The following is a 21,318-nucleotide window of genomic DNA, read 5'->3' on the forward strand; positions in this document are numbered from 1 at the left end:
AGCATTATTTGGTGCTTCTTTGGACTACGCCAAAACCGGAAATTTACCAAGGATTACCTCGAAGTGCATAGGTCATGAGTCTAAGCAATGTTAAAGATGCGCTGCAAAATAACGGACATGAAGTGCTGCAACTGGATGAACAAAGTCTGCAGAGCTGTGATTGCGGTGTTATACGAGCCGCTCGGCGGAAAAATCCGACCTCCGAGACTCCGATAAACCCTTATGTATCAAGGGATTACGGAGATTTCAGAGGAATACGAATATCCTTCAAATAACCCGGTTTTTCGTAGAAGTTATACGAAACCGTATATCCAATTGTTATACGAATCCCTCTACTCTACTTCGCATAACCGCTTTGGTTCGCATAACTCCATAAAGAGGATATGCGAAATGCAGAATCAAAATGGCACCAACATTACCATCGCATGGAAGAACGCTGTTCAGTTTTTTCTTCAAGACTGCAAGTCACGAAATTTGACCAAAGGAACCATCCGAAGGTATCGTAACGGATTGGGAAAACTTAATCAGCATCTCGTTGATCAACAAGTACAATGGGATGAGCTTTGTCCTGATCTTTTTCATAATCGTATCATACCGAGTATGCTCGATGAAGGACTTGCACTTCGAACCGTGAATTGCAACCTATGCGTCTACAAGGAGCTTTTCAAATTTCTGTTTACAGAAGGTTGGATGGAATCGAATATTGCCATCACACTTAAACCATTCAAAGTTCAACCGTCCTTTGCACATACATTTACCGATGAGCAATTACATCAATTGCTCATTCAGCCGAATCGGACAACCTTCACTGGTCTGCGTAATTACGTCATGATGTTGACGTTACTTGATACTGGTATCCGGTTGAAAGAATTAGCTGGTATTCAAATTCAGGATTTGTTGTTTGACGAGGGCGTAATTCAAATACAGAAAGGCAAAGGTCGAAAATTCCGACTTGTGCCCATTCAATCCGTTCTCGCAGAAATGCTGCAACACTATTTATTGGAACGGGGAACGTTGAACCACAACTTCCTTTGGATCACTTTAGATAATACGCCCTTTCAAGCGGGTGGCATCCGAATGATGATTGCTCGCTATTGCAGTACGGCCAACATTCAGGGCGTTCAATGCTCCTGCCACACATTCCGACATACTTTCGCAAAAAAATATTTGATGAATGGCGGCGACATTTTCACGCTTAAAAACGTACTGGGTCATGAGCGAATCGAAACAACCGAAATGTATGTAGAATTGTTTTCCCGAGACTTACACATTCAGCACGAAAAGTTCAGTCCTATCGAACATCTAGCTGCCGATTTTCCCTTTGCTTTCGATGAAAGCGAGGTGTCTGGCGAATGAGTGCAAAACGTCGGCAAAATGTACTAACGAGTGTAGAGCACTCAAGCACCGTAAAGCAGCAACTTAGTTATGACGAACTGCTTCGTTCTTTTATTCTAGATTGCAAAGCCAAAAACCTTTCGCCGCTGACACTTCGTTTTTATCAGGACAGCGTTCGTCAAATGAAGGAAGCATTTCAAGCCCAACAAATTCCGCTGGATATTTACACCCTATCCGTGCGGGAGATTAAGAATCATTTTATTGCTTATCTTTTTGATCAAGGTAAATCGGACAACACAGTGAATGGTCGAATTAAAGCTGTGAAACAATTTTTGAGGTATCTGTTCGAGGAAGGATGGATTACCGAGAATATCGCCGAATCGCTGCATGTCGTCAAAGCAGAAAAGCTGATGCTACAAACCTTTACAAAGGAGCAGGTTGCTTCATTGTTAGAACAACCAAACTTTTGCCCCTCCCTTGCAATCCATCACTTGATTGTCAGCCGCTACTCCCCGGGCTTCGTTTATTAGAGGAAATTCGTTATTCGAGAAGATGAGGAGAAGCCCCGCAGATCGGGGCCTCTCACTTCATTTTCTCGAATAACATAAGAAGTATTTATCGCAAAAATTCCGGTAATGAGTTCTGAACTTCCGGCAGCCTTCCCTCTTTCGCTTCGTCTTTGGGAAACCATTTTTCACTCCATTCCTTCATGTATTTGTCGACGGTCTGTTGCGTAACTTCGATGTATACCTGTGTTGTCTGGATAGAAGCGTGCCCGAGAATGTTCTTTATGACTGCGAGCGGAACACCAGCTTCTAGTAGATGTGTGGCGGTCGTGTGTCTCATGACATGCGGTATGTAGCTGCCGGAGCAAAACTTATCCGGGTGTGCGTCCTTAGCCGTTCTTTCATATTTTGCAAAGATTTCCTCAACACAGGATACGGACATCTGCTCATTTCTTTGGCTTGAAAATACGTGGCGGGTTGGCTGGTCCCCAATTTTTCTGTAGGCCATGTATTTGTTCAGCATTTCGGTGGCATCGTTTGTAATCTTCACACGCCGCGGCTTCTCGCCTTTTCCTACAATTGTTAAAATGGCATTTCTGTTGCTGTCATGTGAAACATCCTTGACGGTGAGGTCGCAGATTTCCTGCGCTCTTGCTCCGCTGGCATACATAACAACCAGAAGCACAAGATCCCGCCACCCGATTCTGTCAGAGGCGTCTGGTAATGAAAAGAATATCTCCAATTCTTGCAGGGTGAAAACGCATCGTTGTTTTCCTTTCACTCGTCTGAACGATTTCTTTGAGATTCTCCCCAAACTGTTCCGGAAGACATATCCAGCTTCTAGATTTCGATTCTGGGCATATTCAGCAAAAGATGACAACGCTCCTAGCCGCTGTTTCATTGTTGTCCGGCTGTTCTTTCGTGCGGTTGCCAACCAATCAAAGAAGTTCGTGAGCAAATCGAAGTTGAGCGTTTCAAAGGTGATTCGGTTGGAACCAATCCCAACTTCATCGTTCAGATATTGGAACAAGAGCCTGAATGCGCATTTGTACGATTCAATGGTGTTTGGACTGGCATTTACCGAAATCGGAAGGTAAGCAGTGAAAAATTTCCCTAATAGAGAGCGAAACTCAGATGCTGCTTTATTCTTCTTCATACGGCACCTCCACTTTGGGGATGAGCCCCGCGGTAAAGGTTTCGAACGCAGCCAATGACTCTGGTATCTGCGCGCCGGAAAACCTCATATACTTGTCCGTATCAAGCAAACATTCATGACCCAGATAGGTCGGCAAAAACAAGTCGTTCATGTCGACAGGATGGCCCTCCGCTTCCAATTGCCGCATGGATTTCAAAACAAAAACATGGCGAAAGCAATGTAAGCAAGCGCCTCTCTCATTCTGTTCTCTCTCCCTTTGATCAATGTTTGCACGTCTTAAAATTTCTGCAAACCAAGTTCCCATCTGCCTTTTCGTGAAGGGGCGTTCCGGTCGGGCTCCAGGAAACAGATAAGCATCAGGGGAAAGCATAATGCCTAATGTTAAGCAATACCTTTCAAGAATGTTAATCAGGGTTACATGGACGGGAATCAATCTTTCTTTTGAAAATTTCGTATGCTGGAGGAAAATCGTATGCGCTTCAAAATCAATATCCTTTCTTCGCAAAGCCAATGTTTCCCCGAGTCTTGTCCCGCATCCGTAAAGGATACGGAGAATCATTGGGATTTTAACCAACAGATAAGGACTACATGATTTCGGTGCCTTTATGTCCAAATGGTCAGCGTAATGGAAGATAGATACCAGTTCTTCGTCTGAGTAGATGTAAGGAATATAGTCCGACTTGGCTTTTGGAGCATCGGGCAGAAAAGAATGGTTGCCCATCCCATTGAGATATTTCACGAAATTTCTAATGGCAATCACTTTTTCTTTCACCGTTTTGCTTTTTCCGCGAAGCGTTCCCATCCATGCCTCAAGTATTTTTTCTGACAGGTTTTTCTCCTGGTAATCGTGTTTCACAAGATAGAGATCAAGTGCAGTCAGATTGGCGGCATCAGATGCAAATGTTTGCGGTACGACACTTGCCTTCCTAAGTTCCAGAAAAGAAGTCATCTCGTTACCCAAAATGCTTTCAAACATGAGAGATCGCCTTCTTCCCAGACAGTACTTCGGCAAAAATACCTGTTGGCTCTGAAACAGAAATGGGGCAAAGCCGCATACTTTTCATATCGATCCTCGCATAATGCTTGAGCGCATACTCTGTTCCGTGGCCTAAAACTTTTCGTACAATTTCCGTTGGCACACCATCGTTAACCATGTTACTGGCAATAGAGGACCTGAATGCGCGACTACCATGCTTTCTTCCGGCAATATCGATATTTGCGTGTCGAAATTGATTCCAAGCCATCGAATTAATAGCATAACTATCGATCGGCGCATAGGGCGGAGCGAGAGATATGAAAACGCGGGAGCATCCTATAAGATTCGGTCGAACATTCTTCATGTAGTTCTGCACTGCCGTTTTTACTTCAGGAAATAATTCTCCTTCCCAAGGGTCGCCTGTCTTCTGTTGTATGAAATGCAGCCGGTTTTTATCGAAGTCGATATCACCAAAGGTCAGCGCGGCAACATCACGTGCGCGGATGCCGTAGCGCGTCATGAACAGGGTGATTGCATAATTCCTGATCCCGGCCTGAGAAGATAAATCGAAGGAGTTTTCCATGCTACTGATTTCTTCTGGAGAATATACGGTAGGCTGAGGCATGGGATGACGGCGGTGCCGAATAAGTCCAGAATAGTTCTGCTTCAAAAGGTTGTTATCGGCAAGAAAACCCGCAAGCATATCCGCGATTTGTTCGATTTTTCTCATGGAGGCATTAAGCCCGAAGGGCTCGCGGCCTCTTGGCAAACGAGCAGTTCCATTCGCGTCCAGCCGACTTGCCTTTAATCTGTGGAACGGCTGGACGGAAGAAGGCGCGGAACGCTATTCCGCTCCTAACGAGTTGTTTGCATGCGGTTACGCCCCTTATTTTTTTGAAGCGATCTACCTTCGGTATCCGGAATTTTGCCGCAGTCATGATCAGATTTTCAAACGGCGGACGGAGCAAATTCGCTAAATGGCCGCTTGTGACGGGAGTGGAATCGGATAATGAAGAAAATCAAAATGAGAACTGTGGTAAGGGACATCAAACAGTTGGACAAGCTCCCCAAAGCGATGAAGCGCGTGAATCGTTTAAGGCCTCGCGTTGAGCGGCAGACAGAACATGACAAAGCGCATGGTCAAACTCCCGCAGCATATGCACAGCACCGCTCCGAATCGACCATGAAGAAAATGGTGCGAACTCAAATGGGAATGAGCATGCGTGTCAGCAGCAGATTGATTCGACACATTCTTAAAAAGCAGACATTACCGAATGGAAATACTGTCCCAGGAAACAAACCCGTTGAAACGAAGCCTGAGCCTTCGGTTACGCCTACATCACGTCAAGCTCGCAGGCTTCGTCTTCGTAAGCCGATTGATGGCAGATATCTCTTGCATTCAGATCAACAATCAGGAAAACAACGCTTCATACGGAGCCGGGCCAATGCCCGGCTTTCGCATCGTTCTCGCAAAGACAGGATTCCCAGCCCGGCTCCGAAACAAGTAGTTAAACCAGCCGGGAAAAAGACGCGCGCCGATGCGCCATCGCATACAGCAAATGTACGTGCGCCTCGTCGAAATGCGCTCGTGTCTGAAATTGCAGGTCAAACGATCAAGAGGAAAGAACGAACATTCAAAATATTGTCTCCATTTATTAAAACGGGGCAGCGGCTAGGACAGGCTCAAAAGGTTGATCGCGCGGAACTGAAAATGAACGCCGTCGAGACAGCCAAGCGGGCTGCGCAAATGGCGATGGCAACCCGCCGCACTCTTCAAAGGGCACAAGCTGCCGCGAGACTGAATCTTCGCATTATTAAAATGGTTGTAAGAGCCGCCGCGATGCTTGTCAAAGGATTGGCGGCGCTTTTGGGGATCAGTAGTTCAGTGATCGTATTGCTGTGCATAGTAATGGCGATAGCCGCCGTTATTTCCTCTCCATTTGGTATTTTCGTATCCGGCGAAAATACGGATGCTGATGTATAGCCGCTTTCTCAAATCGTTCAAGAGATGGACGCTGAATTTGAGGCAAAGCTGGAAGAAATACAGAAATCCGCTGGAAACGTAGACCGAGTGGAGATCCATTATACTGATAGTGCAGATAACACGCGAATCGATAATTGGGCGGACATTATAGCCGTATTTGCGGTGAAGACGGTCATGGATACAGAAAACGGAATGGATGTAGTTACGCTTGATTCAACAAGAATCGGTATCCTCCATGAGGTGTTCTGGGAGATGAATCAGTTGGAATCCCATGTTGAAACGATTGAACATACGGAAACAGTTACGGTGCAGCATGAGGACGGAAGCTCCAGCGAAGAGACGACGACAAGCTATGAGCGCATTTTACATATTACCGTGAATGGCAGAAAAGCGGAGCAACAAGCAGAGGCATACCATTTTACAAACGAACAAATGGATTTGATGAAGGAATTGCTGTCCGCAGAGTTCCGCCCGCAGATGCTTGCAATACTTGGCAAGGATATGGTTAGTGACTTGACGACGTGGTAGCTGGAATTGGTTCAATAGCATTTGCCTGAAGGTAAAACTGGGCAGTGAAGCCGTCCAATTGGCGCTGACCCGTCTAGGCGACCCGTACAGCCAACCGAAAGCCGGTCAGGTATAATAAAAATATACCTTATTTGGCATATTTTGGACGATACTTGATAAAGTTTACCTCGAAGAATTTTTATCTATCAGCACTGATCGGACCTCGTTCCAACTCGATAATTGTACTTATACAACCTCCACGGTATATATACTAATGGTGGGGTACAGTCCCCTCCTTGTATTTAGAGCAAATAGGCTGCCTGACTTACTTTTTCTGGTAGCCTATTTGTCTCGTCCCGGTGATCATTCATGGATCGCACTTTGCCATCTAACCTCTCTTGCACGAGTACTCCCGAGTAATTCTTTTTATCCTGCAATACTTGCCCTACGATCGATTGTAATGCCGAGTGTTCAGGGAATTCTTCTGCGGGGGTTACTGAGACCAGCTTAACTTGGAGGTTCCTCGAACTCTAGCCTTGGAAACCGACTTCTGATCTACGAAAGAGCCGATCCACCACGCGCTTCATTATCCGATTCTTACGGAAATAGACGGAGGCCGGCTTTTGCCGGCCTCTCTATGAAGTATAAACAAGTAATGACGCCTCTCTAAATAATTCGTTTTACAGCGTTCGCGATCTCATAACCCGGAAGAAAAAGCAAGTGAATCCATTTGCTCACGATCTTGACTCCGTTCGTCCTGGATCAATTGACATAACGTTCTCGCCAATATACGTCCAGCCGTTCTTGGCGCGACCAATCCCGGTAAACTTGGTGCCAACAAGGCCTTGATTCCACGTTTTTCGGCAAAACGAAAATCGGTTCCACCTGGTTTGGAAGCCAAATCAATAATAATAGCGTGATGCGGAATACGGGTCAACACACGAGAAGTAAGGATTTGCGCCGGAACCGTGTTAAAAATAATATCCACATTTACGCCTTCATCGTACAAATCTTTCGTATAAAACGGCTCAATCCCCATCTCCCATGCACGTGCAAACTGCTCCGGTTTCTGCACCCCCGCTTTGACGTGTGCTCCCAGGCGGTGAAGCATACCGGCTAACGTAAGACCGATTCTCCCCAAACCCAGCACCATACAACGCGAACCATGTATGGTAATGTCCGTATGTTGAATGGCCATCAATAAGGCGCCTTCCGCAGTGGGAATGGAATTGTATATGGCAACATCGTCCCTGCTGAATAATTCAATCAGATCTATTCCTAGTTCCACGCAAAGGTTCCTCAAGTAAGACTTGGCTATGCCAGTACAGACTTTTGCGTGTTTCGGCAAGCAAGACATATATTCCTTGTTCAGCAATAACGTTTCAGATGAAAATGAAGACTCTACTCTGCCATGGTCGTCTGTACCGACAACCGGTAATATCAATACATCAGCATTGCGAAGCACCTCCCTCGTAAGCTTGGAATGCTGAACTTCAAGAAGTTGTTCGTGCAAATCTTCATAACCGATTACCACAACATTTGCATCCAGGTCTGTGAATGACCGAATGATTTCAAGATGTCGGGCATCGCCTCCAAGGAAAACAATATGCAGACCCGTTAACAAAAAATCCCCCTACTTTCCTTAAGTATGGATTTAAAATTAACTAACCTCGTTTACCATCTTTAAAAGCGCATCTGCTCCTTTCATCCCAGGGCAAATTCCGCGTAATTCCGCCTCTGTGGTCACCATATCGAGTGGGGCATCCAGCAATTGCTCTATTGTTCGTACCCCGGTTGCACGTCCTGCCACAATGCGGCGATCGTTTAATTTCTCATTTAACAAACGAATATCAAGCGCTCCGCACATGATATATCCGTGATCGGTTGTGATGGCCAGAAGTGTTGTTTTGGGCAGGGCGACCTCGATACTTATAACCTGATGACCTTCAACTTCAATCGGTTTCATCATGATCATCTATGATGCAGCTCCTTTTTTTCTACACTATATGCCGGGCGTGATATTTGCACCATAGACTGTTGCCCAAATCCGATATTACTTGTATTCGTTGGAAGCCTTCTCCCCTTTCGCCATATACATGTGTATATTGGACTTCGATTCAATTCCATGTAATTTTTGAGATTTATAACAAAGGAGATAACAAACGCGCTGCTTGATCAAGCATGCGCTCGGAAGAAGTACGATGCATATGATCTTCCAAACGATATGGAGTAGCCTCGGCGAGATCCCGTTCGAATTGTTCCGTAAGCTCCCGGGCCACATCAGAATGATACATCACTGCACACACTTCGTAGTTTAAACGGTAACTACGGAGATCGTAGTTGGAAGAACCCACTTCGGCAATCTCGCCATCGATAATCATGACTTTGGCGTGCAATACCCCTTTGTTGTACTGAAACACATTGATCCCTGCTTCCACGAGTTCGCCATAATACGTACGGCTTGCAGCGCCTGCAACTTTAGGAATCACTTGGCGCGGCACCAGTAATCTCACTCGAACGCCACGCGCCGCGGCTGTTTTGATGGCCATCATGATATCCGCATCGGGTATAAAATAAGGGTTGGTCACGTCGATGGTTCGGGTCGCCTGCGTCAGGCAGATGAAATGCATTTCCCGAATGACCGGAGTAGGCAGCCCGGGATTGCCTTCGAATATCTGTATATAGACGTTATGCGAATCCTTGGATGGGGAAGCTTTTCCCATGTGGGTGCCTTCCATCGTTCCCAGCTCCGATCCCCATTCCCATCCGTATCCTCGTTCTGTTTTGCCGGATGGAAATGGATGAATGGCTTTATCGTCAGAAAGTTGAGCCGATTCAGGGAGAAATTTTGCCTTTCTCGTTGAATGGAGCATGTCCGGTGACGCCATTTTCCAGTGAGCCTCAAAAACGGCTTTCACATCATCCGCTGTTTCGCCGGTTAACCGCATATGAGTGTCGCGCCAAAAATCGACATCCGGCTTCATTCCGGTATACTCGTCCCCAACGTTGATTCCTCCCATGAAGGCTTCCTTTCCGTCGACGATGACGATCTTGCAATGATCCCGGTATGTCAAGTTGGATAGTACCCAGGGGAATCGCAAGGGAAAGATGGTCCTGCATTCAATGCCTGCTTCCATCATCCGGCGAACCGTATGTTTGGGAAATGACCGGCTTCCCCAGCCATCCCTTATAAAACGAATGTTCACACCGGATAAAGCCCGGTCAATCAGCACATCTGTGATACGTTTACCGATATGGTCATTCCGGTATATGTAATATTCAAGATCGATTGTCTTTTGTGCGGCCTGAATTGATTGAAGGAGTTTTCCGTAGGTTTCCATCCCGTTCGTGAGGATTTGGACGTAACCGGTTCGAAGGCCACTGACAGACAAAGGTTGCAAAGCCCGAGCGATAACAAAAGCGGAGTCACCACATGCTGGAGGCAACGCTATCGGGTTATTGTGCGAAGAAACGAGCTTGTCCCGCCGCATTTGCACAGGATTCGTTACGAACAGGTAACAAACGAATCCGATAATCGGTAATACAAGTCCGACTGATATCCAAGTTAACGCTTTGGCGGGGCGGCGCACCTCCCGAACCGCAATAATGATCAATAGTGCCGTATTTACTAGCCATAATCCTGCTATCCATGCCAAGAAAATCAGCCTCCCAATCCTGTCGTCTACGAGGGAATAAAGATAAAGGGGCAGCCATGCCGAGAAAAGATCGGCATGGCCTTTTTAGAACCCTTTATACTGCGGTTCTTCCTGTTCAATTTGTTGTATCCGTGGAGTGACCTGGTCAATGATGTTTTGTGTCTGTTGCGCTGCATTTGTGAACGTGGTTTTGGCCTGCTGGTTTTGTGTATTTAACGCAAACTGTTCAAAGCTGGCCTGTGCGCTTTTTAATGAAGCTACAGCTGTTTTCACTTGAGAAGCTACCGTCATGTTGATCACCTCCTGAAATGGCATCCATATGTAATATGTCAACCCGTCAGAAAAATAATGAATGGTAAAATTTGGTGATTGGCTATTGTCAGGGGTTAGAGTCTTCCTGAAAAGACTTACCGCAATCTATGCCCTTCTTGGCAATGTTTGAAGCCAGCAAATACAGCCCAACATAGATAGGAAAAGAATAGGTATGTTTCCAGTGAACGGGGTGGTATAAATCGGCCATTTGTGAGACCGGCTCGGCCACAAAAGCGGAAAATCCCCCAAATAGGAGAGCTTTGAACAACGGATGTATGCCAGACTTGTACTGGAGTAAGAACATAACCGTGACGGGAAGAAGTGAAAAATTCCAAGGAAAATTGGCCGGCATGAACGGTATGACCTCCCAGTGATAATGCCAAAGTCCCATGGCAATCCCAAGCTTGTCCAGCCACGACGACACGATAATCATCGTAAACCCGGATAGGAGAAACTGTCCCGTAGCTCTCTTATCCCGAAATCCGATCCAAAATAGCCAGGGGCATATCGATAAACCTACTCCCAACCACCATTGTCGCGTAAATAGTACGTGAGTGCGCCAAATGTCAGTCATATTGCGGTGTGCTTAGACAATCAATTGATAGGCTTGTTCGTTTACATGATGAATCTAATTTTCGTCCACCGATGCCACCCCTTTCCGTTATCCGGATACCGATCATTTTTCATTCGATATGTGCCTGCTTTGCCTCTTTATATACGCGAGTTTCCATACAGTATATTCGACGTTACAAATACACCAACCGGCGGCAACGAAGTTGAAGGCGGTTGCGGTGGGATATAGCCGCTATACCCCGCCAAGTTTATATCAGTTGTCGCTACCCAGGTTCCATATTCGCCCGCTTGTAAAGAGGGGGGGAGCATCTGCAGACGTCCGGTGAGAACCAAATGCCGAAGTTGAATCTTGACATCGTCATAGATGGTTAAATGGCCGGAGTAGGAGGCGTAGGGGGAATGAAACATGATCTGCTGCGCGCTTTCATTCCAGCTTCCTTCAATTGAAATCGGCGTTCCGCGAAATTGGATGGTGCCCTGAATTTGTTGATCCGGCAAAACACGCATCACGAGTTTGCCCCACACAATCGGTCTTCCGGCGACAGATGCATGAACTCCCCATATGGATAAGGGAGGTAAACTCTTTGTACTTGTTTGAGCCGCAATGGACATGATTTACCACTCCTCAAAGTTGGATCACGTCATTATATGCGTCCTCGGCAAAAATGCCAGTCACTGGCCATGAATTCTTTACAGATAGCCGAACCTGATCAAGTAAAAGAAGTGGACCCCTTATATTGGTTGATTCTTAATGCAGACAGGTTTCGAACAGAATTGTTTCAACCCATCCCAGTTGCCCCAGATGCAATTTTTACATCGATTCGGTTGTCTTGGGGTAGAGATAGCCCGGTTTTCAACGCTTGTACTGAATGTTAGTGACATGCAGGTATCCGCCTTTCCAAATTTATGCAAACAGCATTTAAGTTGTCCAGAAACGAATCATCCTATGCAGTTATCCGCATCGTGAAAGTTCCGCTTGGATTCGATCCCATCTACCCTTGTCCCCTGCATACAAATATCAAAGACCGGAGCTGCCCATTTTGGGCAACAGCCGGCCTTTTGGTGGTCCTATTTCTCAGGATAAGTTGTCTTCGAAAATTATACAACGAATTTTCCAACTTACGCACGGAGCAAGTCGGACATTTTGTTTAATCGGAATGCGGTTTGCAGCATTTCCTCGCTCTTCGCCGGTTGCCCCTCTGTCATGGCCGCCACCTCCTCGGGACAAAACGAAGTATGAATCGGTTCGTTTAAAAAAACTTCCGGCATTCTACCTATGGCTCGAATCGCAAACATTTTCCACGCACTGATTCTCCCAGTTGTTGCAGAAGTCCTCATATACTTGCTCTACTCCACAGTCGGATATCATGCGCCTGGCCAAAAAGTCGTACCAGAACTGGTCGAAAGACAAGGGCATCCGGGTTCCATATTGGGAACGAAGGGTTAAATAACGGTCCCAGATTTTGATTCGGAATGCTGCCAATTCATCACATCGCTCCATGTCGGTTCGCCTTTAAGCGGCGCTGGTGCCGCTGGGTATTTCTGATGTTTTCACTCTTTCTTCGGCCATCTTTTGAAATTGTTTCGCTCTTTCCAGATGAAAGGCACGCAATTGGTCTTGATACTGAGCCATTTTCACGTGCCAGTCGTACATTTGCCTGACATAAGCGGCGTGGTCATGCGTATACATGGGCATTTCCTGTTTGATAAACTGCATTCGAAACCATTCCTCCTTGGTAGGTGAGTTTTGATGAACTTACAACACCAGTCTATGGCAGATGCATAGAAGTGAACAACGGCATCCGCCCGGTTTCTGGTCATTTTTATCGGGTTGGTTGTCTATATGAGGCGGAAACACAGCCTTTTGGGGATACCGAAAAGCTCTGCTTTTCTTCAACTTAGTTATACCATTCTTTTTCATAAATGAGTCTAATTCACCTTCATAAACATGCATTCATCACTTTATCTGCGATCCGCTTGAGACGCCTGCTACGAAGCCTCGGCGCTCTGCCGTGAAGCTGTTGATGTCTCAGGTACTCGGCGGTACCTGGCTACTGGATCAGTTTTGGAAGGAGTTTTTGGAGTTCGGCATCGATTAGGCCTTCATAAGCGCTTGGCGGACCGGGAATTCCGAAGTGACGGTAGAACGCGCCATTTTGCCATGGTGGCCAATCATGTGCTTGATCCCGGCAGCAAGCTGGCAGCCGAAGACTGGGTGGATCGTGAAGTTGTCATTCCACAACTGTCGTCCTTCGATGTGCAGCACGGCTATCGGGCGATGGACTTCCTGCTGGAATCCGACGAGCTTATTCAGCGTGAAGTGTTCCACAGCGTGGCCGGCCTGTTGGAAGTCGACTTGTCGCAAGTCGTCATCGGTTTCGCGGTCACCCGCGGCGAGTATTCCGATTCACCGCCGGGTATGGCCCGGCTTCAGGGAATCGTGGCATTACATTTGTAAGAAAAAGGAATCCATATGCAAATGCAAAATAAGTCTGCCCTTTACGCCATGGATTGGATACATAAATTGTTAAATTTAGCGGCATTAAGGAGATGCTAAATTACAAATGATTTATGAATACGTCAATGGATGCGATAACATGCGATAACAAGTCGAATAGAAAATATAGCATACCATAAGGTTAAGCAGTAAACATTTCAAGATTGTATTGGAAGCTGCCAAAAAGCGTGAACAGGAATTTCTTGCACCGTCTTTTTATTTTACCAACTCCCTGCCAACCTCCTCGTTTTCCATCCCGTAAAATATTTTTCTCGAAATCTTGCAACCGGAGTCCGATTTTATCCCGAAAACGTAGCGGATAGTAGAGGGATAAATGTCGCCCTCATCGCTCCTTAACAACCAAATACAATCTTATCCGGTACGTTCCCCGCATGGCCATGAAGGATAGCCACGTTGCAGGCGCGCCACGACCATTTTGTCGATTCTTGTTTTTGTATGCCTTGTTAGCAGAACCGATGGAATGCGAGCGATTTTGCCATGCAATCAATGAATGGCGGTACCATTTAAGGCGAAGACCCATACGGAGGGATAATGATACTTCCGCCCAGCCATAGCTCATCGCAATGGGGGCGGCTTGCAGCGATCCTGGAAGAGGCTGACGCCTATGAGTACAGTTAACCACTGTCCGCTGGATAAGACTTTTAGGTATGCAACCAAAACAGAGGCGGAAACAGAGATGCGCATAAGTGAAATTTTTCGGGTGCGCATCTCTGCTTTTCAGCATGTCTGAATGATCGGGAGGTCGGGTATGAACTCAAAGCTGATCAGATATAGCATGCAAATTGCGATGATTAAACAGTTATTGAATCTCTCTTTAATCACTGAAAGTGAGTTCCATCAGATCAAGGGCAAAACCATGAGAGAGTACGGCATCATTTCGGACCTGACTTCATAATTTGCACATTTGTCGGTCCGCCCAACTCTTATTATACTGATGGCGAGTTAATAAGAATGGAGGATGAGGCTATGGCGCTTGAAGTGGAAGTGATTAAAGCTAGCCGAAAAATAGCTGATCGAAACGGCGGGAAATCGTCGGATGTTCTCCGTGTTGCCCCATATGCCCGAGTAAGCACCGACTCCGAGGAGCAGTTGAACAGCTACAAGTCGCAGGTCGCTTATTATACAGATCTCGTGAGCAAGCGCAGCGACTGGGTGTTGGTTGATATGTATGCGGACGAAGCGATTACCGGCACACAGGTGACGAAGCGCGTGGATTTCCAGCGCATGATTAACGACTGCATGGACGGAAAAATCGACATGGTCATCACGAAGTCCATCTCCCGTTTTGCCAGAAACACGCTCGATACGCTGAAGTACGTCCGTATGCTAAAGGATAAGGGCGTTGCTGTATTTTTTGAAGACGAGAATATCAATACGCTGACGATGGACGGCGAGTTGGTCGGCTTCCAAAGCTGCTTGGGGTACGATTACGATCCGAGCACGAAGAAGAATCATCATCGGCACGGACGCCGATCCAGAGCAACCTAATCCATACAAGCTGACCTTCGTATACAAAACCGGTTTTCATAACAGCGTTCAAGGCAAAACGTGCAGTCCATTTCAAAAAAAGTCGCTGAAAAATGAAGGGAGTGAATTGTGTCCCTATTCCGAGCACGACACAGGTATACATCGAAGTTACGCAACAGACCGTCGACAAATACATGAAGGAATGGAGTGAAAAATGGTTTCCCAAAGACGAAGCGAAAGAGGGAAGGCTGCCGGAAGTTCAGAACTCATTACCGGAATTTTTGCGATAAATACTTCTTATGTTATTCGAGAAAATGAAGTGAGAGGCCCCGATCTGCGGGGCTTCTCCTCATCTTCTCGAATAACGAATTTCCTCTAATAAACGAAGTTATCCGAGAACTCGGATAATTTCGTCGTCATCAAGCTATACAATTTTGTGTTTCGCGGGAACTTGTCGGCAAAGGGCACAAGGGAACTGCCTATCTTTATCAAGCCGTTTCCGGCATCGACATTGGTGATATAAGAGAGCTGCAAATCCGAAATATTGAGTAAATTCGCCAGTTCATTGCGATCCGTGCTGGCTTGGTTCAACATGACAATAAATTCGCTGTTCGCCAGCATGGTACGTGCCGTATGGCTTTGCAACAAATCGTCCACGTTTTGCGTAATCCCTGTACAAAAAGCACCGTACTTCCTAACGCGCTTCCAGAGCGTGAACAGAAAGTTGGCGCTATACTCATGCTGAAACAATAGGTAGATTTCATCAATAAAAATAAATGTATTTTTCCCTTTCGCTCGGTTTTGCGTAATCCTGTTGAGGATGCTGTCCAGTATGACTAACATCCCAATCGGAAGTAGCTGTTTGCCCAAATCGAGAATATCGTAGCAAACCAGTCGCTTATAGACATTGACATTGGTCGGCTTGGCGAACGTATTCAGATTGCCGGAAGTAAACAACTCAATCGCCAATGCGATGTCCTGCGCTTCCGGCTCCGATTGCTTGAGCAGTTCGTTATGAAAGTGTTGCAGAGTTGGCGGTTCACCTTTGTAATTATTTTGCAGATACGTTCGATACACGCTCGCGGTGCAGCGGTCGATCAACGATTTTTCTTTCGCGCCGAGGGGATAGCCGCCCATCAGTTGTTCGCACAGCGACAGCACGAACTCCGACTTAAGGATGATCGGATTGGCTCCGTCGCCGTACTGTCGGTTGATGTCCATCGCATTGATATGATTCGGCGAGGTTGCGGATATGTGAATCGTTTCGCCGCCCAGCGCATCCACCAGCGCCGAATACTCGCGCTCAGGGTCAATCAGGATCACATCGTCATCGCTTGCCAGCACCAAGTTGACTATCTCACGCTTTGCCGTAAAACTTTTACCTGAGCCGGATACGCCGAGAATGAAACTGTTCCCGTTTAGCAATTGCTTGCGATTGGCCATAATCATATTTTTACTGATAACATTTTGGCCGTAATATATGCCGCCGGGATGGATGACCTCCTGCGCCCGAAACGGAATAAAAACAGCGGTACTTTCCGTTGTCAACGTTCGCAGCGCATGCACCTTGCGTAGTCCATACGGAAGCACCGTATTCAATCCGTCCATCTGCTGAAAGGTTAGCGGGGCGAACTGGCACAGATGCTTGCGAGCTGTGGTTAGCAAGGCTTTGGTATCGCTATCCAGTTCCTCCTTGCTCTCCGCAATATGCACCATTGTGAGCAGTCCGAACATCATACGCTGGTCGCGTGTCGTCAGATCGTCCAGAAATTCCTTGCTTTCCTTGCGCTGCTGCTCCATATCATAGGGAATAACGGCCGAGAAATTGTTGTTGTTGTTTTGCCGCCGCTGCCAATTCGTTATATTCGTCTCCACGACGAGCAGCCGGTTCTCTACTTCGCGGACAGCCTCATCGGTCGGAATCGGAATCACATCAAGAGATAGCAGCAAATTCCGATTTAGGTCACATAATTCGGCGACCATGCTGTCCTTGATGTAGCTCGCGTATTCCCGAAGGAAAATGACCCGGCCAAAGTAGCGTCCCATCCGAAAGTAATCACGTTCGAACTCAAATGTATCCGGGCAAATGTAATCCCGGATGTCATGTCCCTTGCGGATCATGGCGGACAAGTCGAGTTGAAAGTCTGCTTCCTCGCCAATGCGAAAGAAATCATGAAGCATACGTAGGCGATCCACCGCATCCAGTTCCACACATTTTGAGCCGAGACGCGAGAAATGCGCCATCAGTTCCGAACCGATTCTGGCAAAATATTGGCGCGCTTCTTCCACATTCTTTTTGAAAATGGATACCGTAATGTATTTCTCCTGAAAGGTGCCGTTTGCGCCAACTGCCTTGTCCAGCAGCATCTGATTATATTCTTCGCGGTACACATCCAACTCGTCTTGGCGTGAAGGAATCAAGACAGAGCCTTCAAAGTCGATCCGGTTCAAGCGTCGATTATGAATCGTAATCTTCGTCGTGGCTCCACTATCAAATGAATTTAGCAGCTCACAATAACCAAGAAACATCGCTTCCTTGTCCTCTCTCGAAGCCGCCGCATAGTTTATATCTTCAAAACGAAACGATTTGGAAAACTTGTTACCCACAAAAAAATCCCGTCCGGCCAAATGGCGCGAATCGGGATCACTTGCTGTACGCTTTTTGGAATGACAAACCGTTCCTTGTCCTGTTTCATCATTCGTTTGAGTGTTTTCAACAGACTCACTCTCCTTGCTCTCGCCGCTGCATGTTCAGCGCTTCGTAATACATATTGGTCGCATGAAAAACAAGACGTTTGGGCATGAAGAATTCAGATTTCAGATATGCCCAGAGCAGTTGTTCGGCCGTCATGCCGTGGTAACGAATGAATCCGAGCGCGGCGCAAGGGGCTGCTCCTAAGATGCACATCCAACTAAGCGTTTCCACACCAAAGCGGCCGCGCAATCCAAAATACAGACCGATAGCCAACATGACCGCCAAGACAGAAAAAAGAACTGTCGCAGGGACAGTCCAAAAAACAAACTTTCGGTATATTCCCGGATTTCCCGGTTGATTTTCACTTCCATCAGACTAACCTCCCGAAACCGCCATCTGTTCTGACCGGCGGTTATCCGCGTTCGCGATACACTATTCGCCTGGCACTTGCAGATGATTTGAAAATGCGGAACCGTTTTTACAATCCAAGCATCTCCCGAACGACCCGGTCGGCCATCTTCACCGTGCCGACCAAGACCAACATGTTAAAAATGAGTTCGCCGATGTACGTCCATACCATCGTGACCGCGCCAGCGCCAGCTTGGACTGCCGGAGGCGCGCTGGCAAACGCGGCGTAGATGATGCACGCCAGCACGATAATCGCCCCTTCCATACAGGCGGCCGCATATCCTTTCAAAAATGATTTGCCAATACTCTGACTCGGCTCACCCGCAAACGAAGCAAGTGGGACGGGGGCAATCGCCGTGTACAAATAAATCCGAAAAAAACGCGCGTACACAGACAAAATCATGATGAAGGACAAAACGGTAATAAACAAGCTGCCCAGCAAAGACACAATCCATAACGGTATGCTTTGCCAAAACCCGACATTTTCGATCGCTTGCGTAATCGTATCCGGCAGCGACATGCCATCCACCGCGCCAAAGCCCGAACGAGACATCATCGTTGAGATGATGCCCTGCACAATCGTAAACAATGCCATCATGAGTTCTAGTCCGTAGGTGACGACTGCCTTGGCCAGTACAAACCGGACAAACAACTTGACCGCCAGCTCCGGCCGCTTCAGTTCGGCAAAATTGCCCGCTGTTTTCATCACCCCGACGACAAAAAACAAAACCAGCAACGCCAGCCCCGTTGCCTGCAACGCGCCATGAATATCCGTGATGATGCGCCAAATGGCGCCTCCCTTGAAATCGGCAGGCGACTGGGTGACCAGGTGCCAGATTTCATTCATTTTCTGCTCCCACGTATCCAGGGCGTTCTCCAAATTATCTGCAATCCAACTGTTTTTCGACATACGCTCACCCTTCTGTCGAGGGAGGAACAGGCGTTGGCCCATTCCTCATCCTTCATGGCTTAGCCTGTGATCAGGTTCAAAATTTCTTTGGTAAACGTGATGATGACGCCCCCGGCCAAGGTTAAAAAACCGTTCGCGCGCTGCGAAGGGTCATGCGACTTAAGAGACAAGCCGATCTGCACAACGCCAAATCCCAAAATAATCATGCCGACCGCACGAATCAACCCGAATATAAAATTGGACAAGTTGTTGACTGTCGTCATCGGGTCGCTTTGGGCATAGACGGTGGAAACCAGCATCGTCCCGAAAAGTATTGTCATCATATAGAAAGCCATCAGCCATTTCGTTTTCCGTTTCAAACGCGATCCTTCCCTTCATATAAAAATAACGCCTCCAGTTCTTCTTCTGACAAAAGCTCATATTCACCGTTCTCATCCAATTGCACCGTCCGCCAATCGAGCGCAAGCTCCGTACCGCCGTGCTGATATGCCTGACCTGCGCCGTCTGTCGTCAGCGAGACATGAGGATGGCGCAGCACCTCGTATTTGTCATCCAGCACCGGTCGTTCCCCACGGATAAACAGCAGCGCATAGCGATTATCGAGCAGTCGCACTTCGTCGGGAGTCAGCAATTCGCGGCCAGACTGCTGGTAGTTGATCGAATAGCTGCCGCTACGTCCTTTGCTTTGGCCGTAAGTGTTCGTATCGATCGTTTCTTTGCCGAGCAATTCCGACACATATTTGTGCGTGGACTGTTCATTGCCTCCCAGATAAAGAAACATGTCGCAGTTGCCGACGATGGATTCCCATGCGTCCTTGTACAGCGTTTTAAGCTGCGCCAAGTTTTGCAAAATAATGGACACCGATATTTCCCGACTGCGGATGGTAGAGAGCAGCTTATCAAACTCATCGGGCAGGGCGACATTCGCGAACTCGTCCATGACAAAATGCACATGCAGCGGTAGACGGCCGCCGTGCCGGTAATCCGCTTCGTACATGAGGCTTTGAAAAAGCTGTGTGTACAGCATGCCCACGATAAAATTAAAGCTGCTGTCATTATCGGGGATGACGGCAAACAGCGCCGTCTTCCGCGTGCCGATATGCGGCAAGTCCATTTCATCGACCAAGCTCATTCCGGCGATGCTGTGCAAATTGAACTTTTCCAAGCGCACGCCTAGCCCGATCAGAATGGATTTCGCTGTCTTTCCCGCCGCCAGCTTGAAGATGTTGTATTGCTTGACGGCCAAATGTTCCGGGTCGCGCATCGCCAGCCGCTCAAACAACTCGTCCAGCGGACTTTGGTACGTTTCGTCTTCTTCCCGCACCTCGGCAGCAGCAATCATTTCCATAATCATCGGGAAATTCTGCTCCTCCGGCGGCGCTTCATAGAGCAAGTACAGCATGAGCGCTTCCAGCAAAGCGGTTTCGGAACGTTCCCAGAAGGGGTCATTCGTGTTGCTGTTTTTGGGCGTCGTGTTGCGAATGAGATTGGTAACAAGCTTTAGTACATCTTTGTCGTCCTGCAAATAGGCAAACGCGTTATAGCCGTGGGAACGATGCGGATGAATCAAATCCAGCACTTTGATGTCGTACCCTTTGGCTTTGAGCAAATGACCGGTGTCGCGCAATATTTCGCCTTTTGGATCAAGAACGACAAACGACGTATGCGCCTGCATCACGTTCGGTTTTGCATAAAACCGCGTCTTGCCGGAGCCGGAACCGCCCACAACGAGCACGTTCAGATTGCGGCGATGCTTGCGTCCGTCCAGCCCGATGCGCACGTGCTTCGTCAATATTTTGTTTTGCTCCGCTTGCTTGCTCTGGTATTTAGCGTTGATCGATTTCGCCTTGCCCCACATGGCGCTGCCATGTTCTTCGCGACGACGATAATTGCGCGGCGAAGCCAAATACGCGCCAACCGCCAGTCCATAAGCCAGCGTACAGACGAGCAGGCTCCGAAGCGAATCCTCGACCCACTGAAGTTGCAAAGGACTCGCCTCGCTTAGATGAAGCAAGATTGCAGGCAAACCCCCGGATAACGCCGGGGCGACAAGAAGAGCCAGCCAAATGACTGGGATGTAAAAAGCCGCAACGAGTAAAAGATTACTCCTTGCGGCTTTAGCGCGTTTCATGGCGGCTCCGGCGTTTCGTTCTTTGATAGGGCGCATCCATCGTTTTCAGCAGAAGATCGTCCACCGCATCGGTCGGTCGCCGTTCGCCTATCAGGTCATTGCGCAGCTTATTTAGCGCATTAATAACAATGCCATGTTCATAATGATCGAGACTGAGAATACGTTCTTCCGATTTCATGGCTCC

At 47.5% G+C, this 21,318-nt stretch carries 28 protein-coding genes; 11 read left to right on the forward strand and 17 right to left on the reverse strand.

The annotated features are described in order from the left end of the window. The first annotated feature begins 74 nt into the window (after positions 1-74). The 3 genes from FS806_RS16140 to FS806_RS16150 all read left to right on the forward strand — a co-directional run bounded on the left by FS806_RS16140 (position 75) and on the right by FS806_RS16150 (position 1,865). The gene (locus FS806_RS16140; RefSeq protein ID WP_144938633.1) at positions 75-275 is read left to right on the forward strand and encodes a YkuS family protein; all 201 of its coding nucleotides are present in this window, start codon (positions 75-77) and stop codon (positions 273-275) included. Positions 276-390: 115 nt separating this feature from the next. Then, the gene (locus tag FS806_RS16145; RefSeq protein ID WP_144938636.1) at positions 391-1,356 is read left to right on the forward strand and encodes a tyrosine-type recombinase/integrase; all 966 of its coding nucleotides are present in this window, start codon (positions 391-393) and stop codon (positions 1,354-1,356) included. Further along, a complete protein-coding gene (locus tag FS806_RS16150; RefSeq protein WP_144938638.1) occupies positions 1,353-1,865 on the forward strand; it encodes a tyrosine-type recombinase/integrase in 513 nt (170 codons plus the stop codon). The genes FS806_RS16145 and FS806_RS16150 overlap by 4 nt, the downstream gene beginning before the upstream one ends. Before the next feature lie 85 nt (positions 1,866-1,950). Here the strand turns inward: FS806_RS16150 and FS806_RS16155 are convergent, their stop codons facing one another. The 3 genes from FS806_RS16155 to FS806_RS16165 are packed head-to-tail and all read right to left on the reverse strand — an operon-like array spanning position 1,951 to position 4,676. Further along, complete coding sequence (locus tag FS806_RS16155; protein ID WP_144938641.1) at positions 1,951-2,997, reverse strand: tyrosine-type recombinase/integrase; 1,047 nt, start codon at positions 2,995-2,997, stop codon at positions 1,951-1,953. Further along, on the reverse strand, positions 2,984-3,973 hold the full coding sequence (locus FS806_RS16160; protein ID WP_144938644.1) for a tyrosine-type recombinase/integrase: 990 nt from the start codon (positions 3,971-3,973) through the stop codon (positions 2,984-2,986). Before FS806_RS16160 ends, FS806_RS16155 begins: the two co-directional genes overlap by 14 nt. Next, positions 3,966-4,676 (reverse strand): tyrosine-type recombinase/integrase, encoded by a 711-nt coding sequence (locus FS806_RS16165; protein ID WP_397347628.1) that lies wholly within the window; start codon positions 4,674-4,676, stop codon positions 3,966-3,968. Before FS806_RS16165 ends, FS806_RS16160 begins: the two co-directional genes overlap by 8 nt. Between FS806_RS16165 and FS806_RS27115 the strand changes: the two genes are divergently transcribed. From FS806_RS27115 to FS806_RS16180, 4 genes are read left to right on the forward strand one after another with little or no spacing between them, the layout of a single operon-like run. Then, complete coding sequence (locus FS806_RS27115; protein ID WP_222126690.1) at positions 4,602-4,781, forward strand: DUF6075 family protein; 180 nt, start codon at positions 4,602-4,604, stop codon at positions 4,779-4,781. The two genes, FS806_RS16165 and FS806_RS27115, sit on opposite strands and share 75 nt — an antisense overlap. Then, on the forward strand, positions 4,702-4,950 hold the full coding sequence (locus tag FS806_RS16170) for a DUF6075 family protein (RefSeq protein ID WP_144938650.1): 249 nt from the start codon (positions 4,702-4,704) through the stop codon (positions 4,948-4,950). The genes FS806_RS27115 and FS806_RS16170 overlap by 80 nt, the downstream gene beginning before the upstream one ends. Before the next feature lie 32 nt (positions 4,951-4,982). After that, entirely contained in the window at positions 4,983-5,957 is a 975-nt protein-coding gene (locus FS806_RS16175) for a hypothetical protein (RefSeq protein ID WP_144938653.1), read from the forward strand. Between the two features lie 24 nt (positions 5,958-5,981). After that, on the forward strand, positions 5,982-6,485 hold the full coding sequence (locus FS806_RS16180; RefSeq protein WP_222126691.1) for a hypothetical protein: 504 nt from the start codon (positions 5,982-5,984) through the stop codon (positions 6,483-6,485). A gap of 676 nt (positions 6,486-7,161) precedes the next feature. Here FS806_RS16180 and dpsA read toward each other — a convergent pair. The 8 genes from dpsA to FS806_RS16220 form a co-directional block, all read right to left on the reverse strand. Continuing rightward, on the reverse strand, positions 7,162-8,088 hold the full coding sequence (gene dpsA, locus FS806_RS16190; RefSeq protein ID WP_144938659.1) for a dipicolinate synthase subunit DpsA: 927 nt from the start codon (positions 8,086-8,088) through the stop codon (positions 7,162-7,164). Positions 8,089-8,124: 36 nt separating this feature from the next. Continuing rightward, a complete protein-coding gene (locus tag FS806_RS16195) occupies positions 8,125-8,439 on the reverse strand; it encodes a YunC family protein (protein ID WP_021624005.1) in 315 nt (104 codons plus the stop codon). Between the two features lie 166 nt (positions 8,440-8,605). Beyond that, a complete protein-coding gene (locus tag FS806_RS16200) occupies positions 8,606-10,120 on the reverse strand; it encodes a phospholipase D-like domain-containing protein (protein WP_144938662.1) in 1,515 nt (504 codons plus the stop codon). Positions 10,121-10,204: 84 nt separating this feature from the next. Further along, the gene (locus tag FS806_RS16205) at positions 10,205-10,411 is read right to left on the reverse strand and encodes a DUF1657 domain-containing protein (RefSeq protein WP_023556419.1); all 207 of its coding nucleotides are present in this window, start codon (positions 10,409-10,411) and stop codon (positions 10,205-10,207) included. A gap of 88 nt (positions 10,412-10,499) precedes the next feature. After that, positions 10,500-11,006, reverse strand: a complete 507-nt coding sequence (locus tag FS806_RS26770; protein WP_313960595.1) for a CBO0543 family protein — start codon at positions 11,004-11,006, stop codon at positions 10,500-10,502. A gap of 137 nt (positions 11,007-11,143) precedes the next feature. Continuing rightward, positions 11,144-11,617 carry a hypothetical protein gene (locus FS806_RS16215; RefSeq protein ID WP_144938665.1) on the reverse strand — a complete coding sequence of 158 codons (474 nt, stop codon included), beginning with the start codon at positions 11,615-11,617 and terminating at the stop codon, positions 11,144-11,146. A gap of 507 nt (positions 11,618-12,124) precedes the next feature. Next, a complete protein-coding gene (locus FS806_RS26250; protein ID WP_222126692.1) occupies positions 12,125-12,274 on the reverse strand; it encodes a hypothetical protein in 150 nt (49 codons plus the stop codon). A gap of 244 nt (positions 12,275-12,518) precedes the next feature. Further along, a complete protein-coding gene (locus FS806_RS16220; RefSeq protein ID WP_029197842.1) occupies positions 12,519-12,722 on the reverse strand; it encodes a hypothetical protein in 204 nt (67 codons plus the stop codon). Positions 12,723-13,070: 348 nt separating this feature from the next. Here FS806_RS16220 and FS806_RS16225 point away from each other — a divergent pair, with 348 nt between their 5' ends. From FS806_RS16225 to FS806_RS26255, 4 genes are all read left to right on the forward strand, one after another. Further along, positions 13,071-13,463 carry a hypothetical protein gene (locus FS806_RS16225; protein WP_144938668.1) on the forward strand — a complete coding sequence of 131 codons (393 nt, stop codon included), beginning with the start codon at positions 13,071-13,073 and terminating at the stop codon, positions 13,461-13,463. Between the two features lie 835 nt (positions 13,464-14,298). Next, positions 14,299-14,418 carry a conjugal transfer protein gene (locus tag FS806_RS26775; RefSeq protein ID WP_482194160.1) on the forward strand — a complete coding sequence of 40 codons (120 nt, stop codon included), beginning with the start codon at positions 14,299-14,301 and terminating at the stop codon, positions 14,416-14,418. Positions 14,419-14,489: 71 nt separating this feature from the next. Then, positions 14,490-15,011, forward strand: a complete 522-nt coding sequence (locus FS806_RS16235) for a recombinase family protein (protein WP_222126693.1) — start codon at positions 14,490-14,492, stop codon at positions 15,009-15,011. A gap of 92 nt (positions 15,012-15,103) precedes the next feature. Further along, positions 15,104-15,280, forward strand: coding sequence for a hypothetical protein (locus FS806_RS26255; protein WP_222126694.1), 177 nt, complete (start codon positions 15,104-15,106; stop codon positions 15,278-15,280). Positions 15,281-15,365: 85 nt separating this feature from the next. Here FS806_RS26255 and FS806_RS16240 read toward each other — a convergent pair whose 3' ends face one another. The 6 genes from FS806_RS16240 to FS806_RS16265 all read right to left on the reverse strand — a co-directional run bounded on the left by FS806_RS16240 (position 15,366) and on the right by FS806_RS16265 (position 21,312). Then, complete coding sequence (locus FS806_RS16240; protein ID WP_260982122.1) at positions 15,366-17,597, reverse strand: VirB4-like conjugal transfer ATPase, CD1110 family; 2,232 nt, start codon at positions 17,595-17,597, stop codon at positions 15,366-15,368. 115 nt (positions 17,598-17,712) lie between these two features. Beyond that, a complete protein-coding gene (locus FS806_RS16245; protein WP_260982123.1) occupies positions 17,713-17,961 on the reverse strand; it encodes a PrgI family protein in 249 nt (82 codons plus the stop codon). A 202-nt stretch (positions 17,962-18,163) separates the two neighbouring features. Continuing rightward, positions 18,164-19,003, reverse strand: a complete 840-nt coding sequence (locus FS806_RS16250; RefSeq protein WP_144938671.1) for a VirB6/TrbL-like conjugal transfer protein, CD1112 family — start codon at positions 19,001-19,003, stop codon at positions 18,164-18,166. Between the two features lie 59 nt (positions 19,004-19,062). Beyond that, positions 19,063-19,362 (reverse strand): glutamyl-tRNA amidotransferase, encoded by a 300-nt coding sequence (locus tag FS806_RS16255; RefSeq protein WP_483874189.1) that lies wholly within the window; start codon positions 19,360-19,362, stop codon positions 19,063-19,065. Continuing rightward, positions 19,359-20,990, reverse strand: a complete 1,632-nt coding sequence (locus FS806_RS16260; RefSeq protein WP_260982124.1) for a VirD4-like conjugal transfer protein, CD1115 family — start codon at positions 20,988-20,990, stop codon at positions 19,359-19,361. Before FS806_RS16260 ends, FS806_RS16255 begins: the two co-directional genes overlap by 4 nt. 130 nt (positions 20,991-21,120) lie before the next feature. Further along, positions 21,121-21,312, reverse strand: coding sequence for a hypothetical protein (locus tag FS806_RS16265; protein ID WP_144938677.1), 192 nt, complete (start codon positions 21,310-21,312; stop codon positions 21,121-21,123). Between the last annotated feature and the right edge of the window lie 6 nt (positions 21,313-21,318).

This window comes from Paenibacillus sp. 32O-W, from assembly GCF_007679495.1.
In the GTDB taxonomy this organism is placed as follows: Bacteria; Bacillota; Bacilli; order Paenibacillales; family NBRC-103111; genus Paenibacillus_L; species Paenibacillus_L residui.